This window comes from Streptomyces sp. NBC_00820 (assembly GCF_036347055.1).
Lineage (GTDB): Bacteria > Actinomycetota > Actinomycetes > Streptomycetales > Streptomycetaceae > Streptomyces.
The window spans coordinates 3,346,874-3,359,330 of the sequence record NZ_CP108882.1 but is presented as its reverse complement, the minus strand read 5'-3'; the positions used below and the strand labels follow the sequence as shown (position 1 = coordinate 3,359,330).

Genomic DNA, 12,457 nt, shown 5'->3' with positions numbered 1-12,457 from the left:
ACTTCCCCGTTCTTCGTTCTCCGTTGAACGTCAGAACACTGTCCCGTGCGCTCCGGTGTACGCCGGGCCCCGCGAGGGCGGCAAGAGTGCCTGCCCCGTCCCGGGGGTCATCGTGACCGGCTCGTGATCGGGGGTGTATGCGTGCCGATGCCGGAGAAAACCGGAGCGGCCGGGGGAGCGGGGAGTCGATCAGAGCAGAGAGGGCACCTCCGCCGCCGACACCTCCCGGGCCGCCCGCTGCACCGCGCTCGCCAGCAGCGCCAGGTCGGTGGGGCCGTTGCCCAGCTCCCGCACCGGCCGGCGGGCCGGCGGGTCGCCCGTCCGCTCCCACTCCAGCGCGAGCACGGTGGGCCGCTGGGTCGCGGTGCGCGGGATACGGCCCGTCACCCGGCCGCCCTGGAAGCCCACGGTCCGCCCGTCCGGGTGCGTCAGCACGCCCCGCCCCGGCGCCGGTTCCTCCGGACCCGGGGACGGCGCGTCGAGCGTCACCCGCAAGGTGGCCTGCCGGGCCGGTTCCGTCTCCGCCGTACGACCGCCCGTCCCGGCCGCCGCCACCAGGTGCACACCGAGCCGCTCGCCCTCCCGGGCCACCGCCTCCAGCGCGCGCATCACCGAACCGGCGGCGGGCCGGCCCGTCGAGCCCAGCGCGGGCGAGACCAGCGCGTCCAGGTCGTCCACGACCACCACGAGCCGGGGCAGCGGCGGCGCCGCCTCGGTGTGCTGCCGGGCGGCGGCACGCGGCCGCAGCCGCAGCGTGGAGCTCGGCGGCGCGTCTATGTCGCCGTTCCCGCCCCCGGACGCCGACCCCGGCACGGCCGGGCGTCCGCCCGGGGAGCGCTGCGCGACGATACGGCCCGACACCTCGCGTCCGGCGTGCCACTGGGCGAAGTCCGTGAGGCCCACCAGCTCGGTCCGCCGCTTCAGCTCGGCGCTCAGGGACTGCGCGAACTCCCGCATGCGGACCGGGTCGTTGGCGATGAGATGCGTCGTCACATGGGGGATGTCCGTGCAGACGCGCAGCCCCTCGCCGCGCCCCGCGCCCGTGCCGACGCCGTCCCGGCCGTCGATCAGCACGATGCTCAGCCGGTCGGGCCGTTCGGCGGCGGCCAGCGAGGCGACCAGGGCCCGCAGCAGTTCGGTACGGCCGCTGCCGGCCGGTCCCTCGATCAGCAGGTGCGGGCCGTCGGCCACCAGGTCGGCGGTGAGCGGGCCACGCGCCCCGGCACCGAGCACCGTCCGGGCCCGGCCGCCCAGCGACTCCGTGTCGTCGGCCGCGTCCGCCCAGCGGGCCATCAGCGACGCCGGGGTGGCCCGGGCCAGCCCCAGTTCCTCCAGCAGCCGCGCCGACAGGGGCAGAGGCACGGTCGCGCGCGCGTGCCGCTCGCCGGGACCGTCCGGGCGCAGCGGTGCCAGTGCCCGCGCGAACCGCTCCGCCCAGGCGGCGGAGACGGCGTCCACGGCGGCGAGCGTGCCCGTGCCGACGGGACCGGTCGGCGCCACCCGCATCAGGTGCAGCACGCTCGCGACGTCCCCGCCGAGCAGCGCCACGGCACCGCAGTGCCGGAAGGTCGGCGTGACCGCGCAGGCCGCCTCGTACGCCTCCGTCACCGACGGGTCGGGGGAAGCGGACGCCGACGGGGGCGCCGGGGAGGCGCCGGAGGCGGCGGGGGAAGCGGCGGAGGGGGCCGGAGTGGGCAGGGTGGCCGTGGTCTCGGCGAGGCACACGACGTGGACACCGGCCCGGGGCCCCGCCACGGCCAGCCGCGCGAGGGCTTCCCGCAGCCCGGCCCCGCCCGGGTCGCCGTCCAGGACGACGACGGTGTACGGCCCCGGGAAACCGCCGATGCCGCTCGGCTCGGCACCCTCCCTGACCCAGGACGGGCGGTGCGCGGCGGTCACGGGACCGGGGAAGGACTCGGCGGAGCGGGAAGAACCCGAGGCCGGCGAAGAGGAACCCGAGGCAGGCGAAGAAGAAGGGGACGCGTAAGGGGAACGGGAGACCGGGGCCGTCCGCGCCGGGGACGGCCGGGCCGCGCCGAGGCCCGCCGCCGCGTGGTCCTCCACCCGGCGCAGGAGCTCCTCCACGCGTGCCGCCGCCTGTTCGCGGTCGTAGGCCAGCAGCAGGCGGCAGTCCTGGCCACGTCCGGGACGGACGTGCGGGAGCCAGCCCAGCCAGGACCACTCGGCCGTGCGCTCCTCGACCGGGCGGGAACGGTCCGCGCTGATCAGCACGATCTCCAGCAGGTCGGGGGAGTGCAGCGCGGCGAGCTGGGCCAGCACCGCGCGGGCCAGCCCCGACAGCCGGGGGCGCGGACCGGCCAGGCCCAGTGCCCCGGCCTCGCGCAGCGCGGCGGTCACCGGCACCGCGGGCAACGGTCCGGAGCCGTCCGGCGCGGTCCGGTCGGCGGTGCCGAGCCGTACGGTCAGCGCCTCCGGGTGGCCCTGACCGCGCTCCCACAGCCGGGGGCCCGGCCCCAGTGCCGTCAGCAGCAGTGCGGCGGGATCCGGCCAGGTGTCGGGCCGCTGCGGCACCCCGGGCGCCGGGGTACCGGGCGTTTTGGCGGTCTCGGCGTACGCGTCCGGGCCGGCCGGGGGCTGCCCGGCGCGCCCGCCGGCCAGCCTGCGCGCCCATGCCCCGAGGCCGCCCCGGCGCCGGGCGCCCGGGGGAACGTCGGTGCCCCGGACGGGCGTGCCCTTGCGGCCGCCCGCGCGCGTGCCCTCGTCCGGCAGCGCGTCGTGAGTCGTCGTACCGGGGTGTCCGCCCTCGGCCGTCCCGCCATCGCCGCCTACGCCCTGGCGCCCCGCGTGGGTGTCGTGGGCGGACCACGCCCCGCCGTCGAGGCCACGGGATCCGGGGCGGCCGGCCTCCGGGTACCCGCCGGAAGCGGAAGCGGAAGCGGAACCGGAGTCGGAGCCGGGCACCCGGTACGGCCGCGCCGCAGCGCCGGACGTGCCGGTCCCGTAGAGGTCCGCGTCCGTGGGGTTTCTGCCGGTGACCTGGCCGGCCGGGCCGGGAGTTCCGCGGCCCCAGGCCTCGTCGTCGGGCGTGCGGGGCGCGTGGGGCGCGTGGGGGAGGCCCGCGTCCGCGTGCCCGGTGCCGGTACCGGAGGCCGCCGCGGCACGCGGCCACGCGCCGTCGTCGGGCGTGCCGGGCGTGCCGGGCGCGGGGTGCCCCGCGTCCGCGCTCCTGCCGGCGGAGCCCTGACCGCGCCTGTCGTAGAGCCGCGCTCCGGCGGCCGCGGCCGGACCGCGGTCCCCGGCCGCCCAGGGGCCGCCCCCCGGCTCACCGGCGCCGTAGCCGCTCGTGGTCCGGTCGGCGGAAGCCGTGCCCGCCCCGGTGCCGGCGGCCCGGCCGGGCGAGCCCGCGCCCGGGCCGTGGCTCTCGATCCCCGGTGCCCCGGCCTGGCCGGGTACCGCCGGCCGCTCCCCGCGCCGGTGTTCGTGGGCCCCCGCGTCCGCGGGGCCCCAGGCGCCGGTGCCGTACGCGTGGTGGGTCGGCCCGTCGAGGGAGCCGGAGGCCGCCGCAGGAGCGGAGCCGGCGCGCGCGCCGTACGCCGTGTCCGGGGCGGAGTCCACGCGGCCCGCGCGCGCGTACGCGGCCGGGTTCGCCGCGCCCGGCGCACTGTCGCCGCCGGGTCCTGCGGCCGTCCCCGGGACGCCCGCGTCCCCGGCACCCTCGACGCCGAGAGGCACGCGCACGTACCCCTCTCCGTCCGGCACCGTCCGCACCCGGGCCGCGGGTCCCCCGGACGGCGTCACACGCAGGGCGGATTCGCCGATCCTCAGCAGGGCGCCCGGCGGGAAGCGCAGGGGCCGGTCGGTGACGCGGGTGCCGTCGAGGGTCGTGCCGTTGGTGGAGCCGAGGTCGGTGACGGTGACGTGGCCGTCGGGGGCGACGGTGACGGCGCAGTGGAGGCGGGAGACGTCGAGGTCGTCCAGGGGTACGTCGGCGTCGGCGGAGCGGCCGACGGTGATGCGGCCGCCGTGCAGCAGGTGGACCCCGCCGGCGTCCGGGCCGGCGATCACGTGCAGCTGGGTCGGGGCGTCGTCCAGCTCGGGATGCGGTTCGAGGGCCGCCGGGGCGCCCAGCGACAGCACCGCGCCGTCGACCAGCGGGGGCTCGCCCAGGGTGCGGCGCCTGGCGTCCAGCCGCTCCGTGCCCGCGTACAGGACCACCGGCGCGCCACCGGAATCCCGGCCCGCGCCGCCCTCCCCGGTGACCGCCGCGGCCAGCGCCGACGCCACCGCGGCCAGGTCCGTGCCCACGGGCGCGGTGACCAGCACGTCACGGCTCGCGGCGCGGCCTCGCTGCGGGGAAGGTCCCAGCGGATCTACGACGGTCAGCCGGATCTGCATCGCCGTCAGCGGTCCCTTCTGCGCGGGCGCGGACTTGCCCCACCCCACCCCGAGCACGTCGGCCAGTACTGGACGCATCCTCGCACCTGTCACCGACAGTCCGCCCCCGGCCGGGCACCAAGTGATCTTGATTGGTCGGCTCTGCCCCCAAAAGTGCCTGACCAGTGCCGCGACGGTGATCAGTTGAGATCGGTCACGTCCGGGAACCGGCAACCAGGCGACCGAGGCGAGCGTCTTTCCTTCGAACATGGACGGGAACGTCTACGTACTGCCGTGGGGGGCGGCACTACAGTGGATCGGAACACCCGGAGACAGGCGAGCGAGCAGCCAAGCAAGCAGCCACGAAGCAGCAGGGAGCACGTGTGCGGCCAGTCGGCAGCAAGTACCTGCTCGAGGAGCCGCTCGGACGCGGCGCCACGGGCACCGTCTGGCGTGCCCGCCAGCGCGAGACGGCGGGAGCCGAGGCGGCCGTGGCCGGCCAGCCCGGCGAGACGGTCGCGATCAAGGTCCTCAAGGAGGAGCTGGCGAGCGACCCGGACATCGTGATGCGCTTCCTGCGCGAGCGCTCCGTCCTGCTGCGGCTCACCCACCCCAACATCGTCCGGGTCCGCGACCTGGTCGTCGAGGGCGATCTACTGGCGCTGGTCATGGACCTCGTCGAGGGCCCCGACCTGCACCGCTACCTGCGCGAGAACGGCCCCTTCACCCCGGTCGCCGCGGCCCTGCTCACCGCCCAGGTCGCCGACGCGCTCGCCGCGAGCCACGCCGACGGCGTCGTCCACCGCGACCTGAAGCCCGCCAACGTGCTGCTCACGCAGTACGACGGCCGGATGCACCCGCTGCTGACCGACTTCGGCATCGCCCGCCTCGCCGACTCCCCGGGCCTGACCCGCACCCAGGAGTTCGTGGGCACCCCCGCCTACGTCGCGCCCGAGTCCGCCGAGGGCCGCCCGCAGACCTCCGCCGTCGACATCTACGGCGCCGGCATCCTGCTGTACGAACTGGTCACCGGCCGCCCGCCGTTCGCCGGCGCCACCGCCCTCGAGGTGCTGCACCAGCACCTGAGCGCCGAACCGCGCCGCCCCTCCACCGTCCCCGACCCGCTGTGGACGGTCATAGAGCGCTGCCTGCGCAAGAACCCCGGGGAGCGGCCCAGCGCGGAGAACCTCGCGCGCGCCCTGCGCGTGGTCGCCGAGGGCGTCGGCGTGCACGCGAACGCCGCCCAGATCGCGGCCGCCGAGGGCGTCGGCGCCCTGCTCGCCCCCGACCCGGCCCCGGCCGCCGTCCCGGGCGTCCCCGGCGCCGCCGACCCCACGCAGGTACTGCCCGTGAACGGGCCGCAGGGGGCGTACGGCGCCCACGACCCGAACGCGGTGACCAGCTTCCTGCCGCACACCTCCGGACCCGCCGGCGCGGCGGACCCGACCGCGATGCTGCCGAACACCGGCGCCGGCGCCGCGGACCCGACCGCCGTCATGCCGCCGGTGCCGCCGGCGCCGCAGGGATGGCAGGGGCAGCAGGGCCAGCAGGGCCAGCAGCCCGAGCAGCCGCACCCGTGGCAGACCCAGCTGCGCGCCGCCCGCGACCGCAACGACCAGACGCAGGTCCAGTACCTCGACCCGGGCGAGGACCCGCTGCGCCACCGCCCCCAGCGGCAGGTCGCCCGCCCGCAGCGGCAGGCGCAGCCGGCTCCGCAGGCCCGCCCGCAGCAGCCCCAGCAGCGGCCGCCCGCCGGGTACGGCCGCCAGCAGCGCCAGTCCCAGCAGCCCCAGCAGTACGCCCCGCCGCAGCAGCCCCAGCAGTACGCGCCGCCCCAGCAGCCGCAGCGGCCCGCGCGCGAGCCCCGGGAGCCGAGGCAGCGCAGCGCCAATCCGATGAAGATCCCCGGGCTCGGCTGCCTGAAGGGCTGCCTGTTCACGATCGTCATCCTGGTCGTCGCGAGCTGGCTCATCTGGGACCTGACCCCGCTGCACACCTGGGTCGGCAAGGGTGAGGGTTACTGGAGCCAACTGAGCGACTGGGCCGGTCAGTTGAGTGACTGGGTCAAGGGCCTGAGCAACTCCTCCGACGGCTCGAACTGACCGCTGGGTCGGCGACTTGTCGACATCCGGCGAGTGATTTGCCGCTCTGCGGTGAAGGTTGCCTCACAGGGCGCGTAGTTTTGTCGGCTGGGAGTCCTGGTCGGTCGTCGGCCGGGGTCCGGGGGCCCTCGGCGACAGCCGCCGATGTGTGCGCCCCGGCAGCGACGCAGCATCGGCAACACGCGTCTGTAGGAGCAGTCTTGGCACGGAATATCGGCAGCCGGTACACCGCGAACCAGATCCTGGGGCGGGGCAGCGCCGGCACGGTGTGGCTGGGCGAGGGGCCGGACGGCCCCGTCGCGATCAAGATCCTGCGGGAGGACCTCGCGTCCGACCAGGAGCTCGTCGGGCGCTTCGTCCAGGAGCGCACCGCGCTGCTGGGTCTGGAACACCCGCACATCGTCACCGTGCGCGACCTGGTGGTCGACGGCAACGATCTCGCGCTGGTCATGGACCTCGTCCGGGGCACCGACCTGCGCACCCGGCTGGATCGCGAGCGGCGGCTCGCGCCCGAGGCGGCCGTGGCGATCGTCGTCGACATCGCCGACGCGCTCGCCGCCGCGCACGCGGCCGGAGTGGTGCACCGGGACGTCAAGCCCGAGAACGTCCTGCTGGACATGCGGGGCCCGCTCGGCCCCGGCGGCGCCCATCCCGCGCTGCTCACCGACTTCGGCGTCGCCAAGCTGATCGACGCGCCGAAGCGCACCCGCGTCACGAAGATCATCGGTACGCCCGACTATCTCGCCCCCGAGATCGTCGAGGGGCTGCCCCCGCGGGCCGCCGTGGACATCTACGCCCTGGCCACGGTCCTGTACGAACTGCTCGCCGGCTTCACGCCCTTCGGCGGCGGCCACCCCGGAGCGGTGCTGCGGCGGCACGTCACCGAGACCGTCGTACCGCTGCCCGGCATCCCCGAGGAGCTGTGGCAGCTGCTCGTGCAGTGCCTGGCGAAGGCCCCGGCCTCCCGGCTGCGGGCCTCCGAGCTCGCGGCGCGGCTGCGGGAGCAGCTGCCGACGCTGGCGGGCATTCCGCCGCTGGACGTGGACGAGCCGGACGCGGAGGCCCCCGAGGAGGCGCACGCGCCGGAACAGGACCCGGCGCCCGCCGCGGAGCTGCCGCGGCGGCGCGGCGCGGTGTCCCTCGTGCAGGGGTCCAAGCCGGACTCCAACCGTGACACCCATACGTCGATGCGGGTGCCGGCGCCGGACGAGCTGGCGGGCGGTGCCCTGGGCACGGCCCGCGTCCCGCGTCCCGCGGGAGCGCCCCGTCCCGGCTCCGCCCGGCACCGTGCGGCCGCCCGGCGCCGCAGAATCACGTTCGGCGTGGCAGGGGCGCTGCTGGTGGCCGCAGTCGGCATCGGGGCGTGGGCCGCCTCGGACGACGACCCGCCGCCCCGGCCGTCCCACAGCACGTCGGCCCCCTGACCGCTGCCCTCCTCCCCGCTGCCCGCTCACCCGCCCGGCGGCGGGGGTCCGGGAGCGGCGGCGCCCCGGTGGAGGGGGCCCGCGGCGCGGGGGAGCCGAGCGCGCACCCCTTGCCGCAGGACCTGGGCGCCCGGCGGAGCCGTTACGCTGGAGGCGTGGCAGTCGTCGATGTATCCGAAGAGCTGAAGTCCCTCTCCTCGACCATGGAGTCGATCGAGGCCGTCCTGGACCTCGACAAGCTGAGGGCAGATGTCGCCGTGCTCGAGGAGCAGGCGGCCGCGCCGTCCCTGTGGGACAACCCGGACGAGGCGCAGAAGATCACCAGCAAGCTCTCCCACCTCCAGGCCGAGGTCCGGAAGGCGGAGACGCTGCGGGGGCGGATCGACGATCTCTCCGTGCTCTTCGAGATGGCCGAGGAGGAGGACGACCCGGACACCCGTGCCGAGGCCGAGTCCGAGCTGACCGCCGTGAAGAAGGCGCTGGCCGAGATGGAGGTCCGCACGCTGCTCTCCGGCGAGTACGACTCCCGTGAGGCCCTCGTCAACATCCGCGCCGAGGCCGGTGGCGTCGACGCCGCCGACTTCGCCGAGCAGCTGCAGCGCATGTACCTGCGCTGGGCCGAGCGCCACGGCTACAAGACCGAGGTCTACGAGACGTCGTACGCGGAAGAGGCCGGCATCAAGTCGACCACCTTCGCCGTCCAGATCCCGTACGCGTACGGGACGCTCTCGGTCGAGCAGGGCACGCACCGCCTGGTGCGCATCTCGCCCTTCGACAACCAGGGCCGCCGTCAGACGTCCTTCGCGGGTGTCGAGGTGCTCCCGGTCGTGGAGCAGACCGACCACGTCGAGATCGACGAGTCGGACCTGCGCATCGACGTCTACCGTTCCTCGGGTCCCGGCGGCCAGGGCGTGAACACGACGGACTCCGCGGTCCGTCTGACCCACCTCCCCACCGGCATCGTGGTCTCCTGCCAGAACGAGCGCTCCCAGATCCAGAACAAGGCCACGGCCATGAACGTTCTGCAGGCCAAGCTGCTGGAGCGCCAGCGCCAGGAGGAGCGGGCCAGGATGGACGCCCTCAAGGGCGACGGCGGCAGCTCGTGGGGCAACCAGATGCGTTCGTACGTCCTGCACCCGTACCAGATGGTCAAGGACCTGCGCACCGAGTTCGAGGTCGGCAACCCGCAGGCCGTGCTCGACGGTGAGATCGACGGTTTCCTCGAGGCCGGAATTCGCTGGCGCAAGCAGCAGGAGAAGTAATTTTGTCGATATGACAACTGCCGTCCATGGGGCGGCAGTTGTTGTATGTCTGGGTTTTACATCACACTCACAGGTTCCAATTCCCCGCAAACGTCATCCCATCGGACATCGCGCGTGCAACGGCCTTGACGTTGCTTTGAAAAATGGGAAGGGTGAAGCGTGGCATGCGTATCTCTGGGGCGCATGTGAACCGGGGGAACGGACGCGTATCTCGTCGCGGCCACCCCCGTCGATCACGGCAAGCCCCGCACGCCGCCTCATTGACGATCAGCTACTGGGGGTAGCAACCATATGACCAAGAAGACGCGCGTCCGCGTCGCGCGGATAGCAGCCGGCGCCGTGATCGCGGCCGGTGCCTCGCTGATGGTGGCGGGAGTGGCCTCCGCCGACGGCAACGAGCCCGACCCGTCCTGCACCATCGGAACCGGCGTCGACTGCCCGCCCGAGGGCACGGACGGCGGCACCACGGGTGGTGACACCACCGGTGGCGACGCCACGGGCGGCACCACGACGGGCGGTGACACGACCACCGGTGGCGACGCCACGATCGGCGGCGTGATCGGCGGCGTCATCGGCGGTGACAACGGTGGTGACACGACCACGGGTGGCGACACCACGGGCGGCGACACGACCACCGGCGGTGACACCACCGGCGGCGACACGACCACGGGTGGTGACACGACCACGGGTGGTGACACCACCGGCGGCGACACCACGACGGGCGGCGACACCACGGGTGGTGACACCACGGGTGGTGACACCACCGGCGGTGGCTCCACCACGGGTGGCGACACCACGGGTGGCGGCAACGCCGGCGGTTCCAACGGTGGCGGCCACGGCACCGGTGGCAGCACCGGCAACCACACCACGCCCAACGGCGGCGGCAACAACAACGTCTCCCAGGAAGAGGGCTCTTCGGCCCTCACCGACACGGGTTCGGACGCCACGGCCCAGGGTGGCGGCAAGCAGCTCGCCGAGACCGGTGCCGGCGAGACCACGTTCCTGTTCGTCGGCGCCGCCACGATGATCGCCGGCGGCATCGGCTTCCGCATCCTGCCGCGCTTGGCGGGCGGCCGGGGCGGCGCGGCCGCCTGAGCGTAGCCGTACGACCGCGTTCCGCACACGAGGTGCGGGACGCGGCCAGGTACAGACGGAAGGGCCCGGAGCATCGCGCTCCGGGCCCTTCCGGCGTGTTCTGCGGGCTTCCTAGACGGTCTGGTGCGCCAGCAGCACCACCGCGGCGACCAGCACCGCCAGCAGGGCGATCAGCGCCACCGGGTTCAGCCCCGCGAAGAAGCTCTCCTGCTGCAGACGCTCGCGGTTGGCACGGCACACCGGGCACCGGCCCTCGCTCACGGGCGCCGCGCAGTTCGCGCACACCAACCGGTCGTACGTCATGCGGTCGCCCTCCTTGCTCCGGCCATCACAGACACAACGCATCCGGGAACGAGAACGTTCCCCCTCCACTTTGCCAGGTTCCCCCGGAAGAAGCGCGGCCACCCGGGTAAGCCGGAATCCGGCCCCGTACAAAAACGCACAAGTGTCGTCCAACCGCAACCGGACCCTGCGCGCGTACACCTCGTTCGCGTATGGTCACGCTCATCTACCCCCGGCGACCCGTGGTGCATCCGTGATCCGATTCGACAATGTCTCCAAGGTCTACCCCAAGCAGACCCGTCCAGCCCTGAGGGATGTCTCCCTGGAGGTGGAGAAGGGCGAGTTCGTGTTCCTCGTGGGGTCCTCGGGCTCCGGAAAGTCCACCTTCCTGCGGCTCGTCCTCCGTGAGGAGCGGTGCAGCCACGGTCAGGTGCACGTCCTCGGCAAGGACCTCGCGCGCCTCTCCAACTGGAAGGTGCCGCAGATGCGCCGCCAGCTGGGGACGGTGTTCCAGGACTTCCGCCTCCTGCCCAACAAGACGGTCGCGGAGAACGTGGCCTTCGCCCAGGAGGTCATCGGCAAGTCCCGCGGCGAGATCCGCAAGTCCGTGCCGCAGGTGCTCGACCTCGTCGGGCTCGGCGGCAAGGAGGACCGCAGGCCGGGCGAGCTGTCCGGTGGTGAGCAGCAGCGCGTGGCCATCGCGCGCGCCTTCGTCAACCGGCCCAAGCTGCTCATCGCCGACGAGCCCACCGGCAACCTCGACCCGCAGACCTCCGTCGGCATCATGAAGCTGCTCGACCGGATCAACCGGACGGGCACCACCGTCATCATGGCGACGCACGACCAGAACATCGTGGACCAGATGCGCAAGCGCGTCATCGAGCTGGAGAAGGGCCGCCTCGTCCGCGACCAGGCCCGCGGCGTCTACGGCTACCAGCACTGACGTTCCACGACGGAAAGGCATAACCAGACGCCATGCGCGCCCAGTTCGTTCTGTCGGAGATCGGTGTCGGTCTCCGCCGCAACCTCACGATGACCTTCGCTGTCATCGTCTCCGTCGCCCTCTCCCTGGCCCTCTTCGGCGGTTCGCTGCTGATGAGCGACCAGGTGAGCACCATGAAGGGCTACTGGTACGACAAGGTCAACGTCTCGATCTTCCTGTGCAACAAGAGTGACGCACAGTCGGACGTGAACTGCGCCAAGGGCGCGGTCACCGAGGACCAGAAGAAGCAGATCCGCGCCGACCTGGACAAGATGACCTCGCTCGTCGAGAGGGTCACCTACGAGTCCCAGGACCAGGCGTACAAGCACTACAAGGAGCAGTTCGGCAAGTCCCCGCTGGCCAGCTCCCTCACGCCGGACCAGATGCAGGAGTCGTACCGCATCAAGCTCAAGGACCCGCAGAAGTACCAGGTCATCGCGACCGCTTTCAACGGGCGTGACGGCGTGCAGTCGGTGCAGGACCAGAAGGGCATCCTGGACAACCTCTTCCAGCTGCTGAACCTGATGAACCGGGCGGCGCTCGGCGTGATGGCGATGATGCTGATCGTCGCGCTGCTGCTGATCGTCAACACCGTGCGCGTCTCGGCGTTCAGCCGCCGGCGCGAGACCGGGATCATGCGCCTGGTCGGCGCCTCCGGCTTCTACATCCAGGCGCCGTTCATCATGGAGGCCGCGGTGGCCGGCCTCATCGGCGGCGGCCTCGCCTGTGTGTTCCTGGTGGTCGGCCGGTACTTCACCATCGACCACGGCATGGGCCTGTCCACGAAGCTCACGCTCATCAACTTCGTCGGCTGGGACGCGGTGTTCACCAAGCTGCCGCTGATCCTCGCCACGAGCGTGCTGATGCCTTCCCTGGCGGCGTTCTTCGCGTTGCGCAAGTACCTGAAGGTGTGACGCATACCAAGAGGGCCGTACGGGCATCCGCCCGTGCGGCCCTTCGCGTTGTCCTAGACTC

8 protein-coding genes are annotated in these 12,457 nt (G+C 73.6%); 6 read left to right on the top strand and 2 right to left on the bottom strand.

Annotated elements, in window-relative coordinates:
* Nucleotides 1-189 precede the first annotated feature (189 nt).
* Complete coding sequence (locus OIB37_RS15240) at nucleotides 190-4,356, bottom strand: FHA domain-containing protein (protein WP_330461855.1); 4,167 nt, start codon at nucleotides 4,354-4,356, stop codon at nucleotides 190-192.
* A 362-nt stretch (nucleotides 4,357-4,718) separates the two neighbouring features.
* On the opposite strand from OIB37_RS15240, the gene OIB37_RS15235 reads away from it, so the two are divergent.
* From OIB37_RS15235 to OIB37_RS15220, 4 genes are all read left to right on the top strand, one after another.
* On the top strand, nucleotides 4,719-6,437 hold the full coding sequence (locus tag OIB37_RS15235; protein ID WP_330458137.1) for a serine/threonine-protein kinase: 1,719 nt from the start codon (nucleotides 4,719-4,721) through the stop codon (nucleotides 6,435-6,437).
* A 200-nt stretch (nucleotides 6,438-6,637) separates the two neighbouring features.
* Nucleotides 6,638-7,861: a serine/threonine-protein kinase gene (locus OIB37_RS15230; protein ID WP_330458136.1), complete on the top strand. Its 1,224-nt coding sequence runs from the start codon at nucleotides 6,638-6,640 to the stop codon at nucleotides 7,859-7,861.
* 155 nt (nucleotides 7,862-8,016) lie between these two features.
* A complete protein-coding gene (gene prfB, locus OIB37_RS15225) occupies nucleotides 8,017-9,123 on the top strand; it encodes a peptide chain release factor 2 (protein WP_330458135.1) in 1,107 nt (368 codons plus the stop codon).
* Nucleotides 9,124-9,414: 291 nt separating this feature from the next.
* Complete coding sequence (locus OIB37_RS15220; protein WP_330458134.1) at nucleotides 9,415-10,218, top strand: hypothetical protein; 804 nt, start codon at nucleotides 9,415-9,417, stop codon at nucleotides 10,216-10,218.
* A 111-nt stretch (nucleotides 10,219-10,329) separates the two neighbouring features.
* Here the strand turns inward: OIB37_RS15220 and OIB37_RS15215 are convergent, their stop codons facing one another.
* Complete coding sequence (locus tag OIB37_RS15215; protein ID WP_330458133.1) at nucleotides 10,330-10,521, bottom strand: hypothetical protein; 192 nt, start codon at nucleotides 10,519-10,521, stop codon at nucleotides 10,330-10,332.
* Between the two features lie 232 nt (nucleotides 10,522-10,753).
* On the opposite strand from OIB37_RS15215, the gene ftsE reads away from it, so the two are divergent.
* Both ftsE and ftsX read left to right on the top strand, forming a co-directional pair.
* Nucleotides 10,754-11,443, top strand: coding sequence for a cell division ATP-binding protein FtsE (gene ftsE, locus OIB37_RS15210; protein WP_020940379.1), 690 nt, complete (start codon nucleotides 10,754-10,756; stop codon nucleotides 11,441-11,443).
* 32 nt (nucleotides 11,444-11,475) lie between these two features.
* Nucleotides 11,476-12,396: a permease-like cell division protein FtsX gene (gene ftsX / locus OIB37_RS15205; protein WP_330458132.1), complete on the top strand. Its 921-nt coding sequence runs from the start codon at nucleotides 11,476-11,478 to the stop codon at nucleotides 12,394-12,396.
* Nucleotides 12,397-12,457: the final 61 nt, after the last annotated feature.

What these genes read in the sequence shown, in the direction of transcription:
- OIB37_RS15240 (WP_330461855.1), bottom strand. Translation starts at nt 4,356, where the DNA reads ATGCAGATCCGGCTGACCGTCGTAGATCCGCTGGGACCTTCCCCGCAG.
- OIB37_RS15220 (WP_330458134.1), top strand. Translation starts at nt 9,415, where the DNA reads ATGACCAAGAAGACGCGCGTCCGCGTCGCGCGGATAGCAGCCGGCGCC.
- OIB37_RS15215 (WP_330458133.1), bottom strand. Translation starts at nt 10,521, where the DNA reads ATGACGTACGACCGGTTGGTGTGCGCGAACTGCGCGGCGCCCGTGAGC.
- ftsX (WP_330458132.1), top strand. Translation starts at nt 11,476, where the DNA reads ATGCGCGCCCAGTTCGTTCTGTCGGAGATCGGTGTCGGTCTCCGCCGC.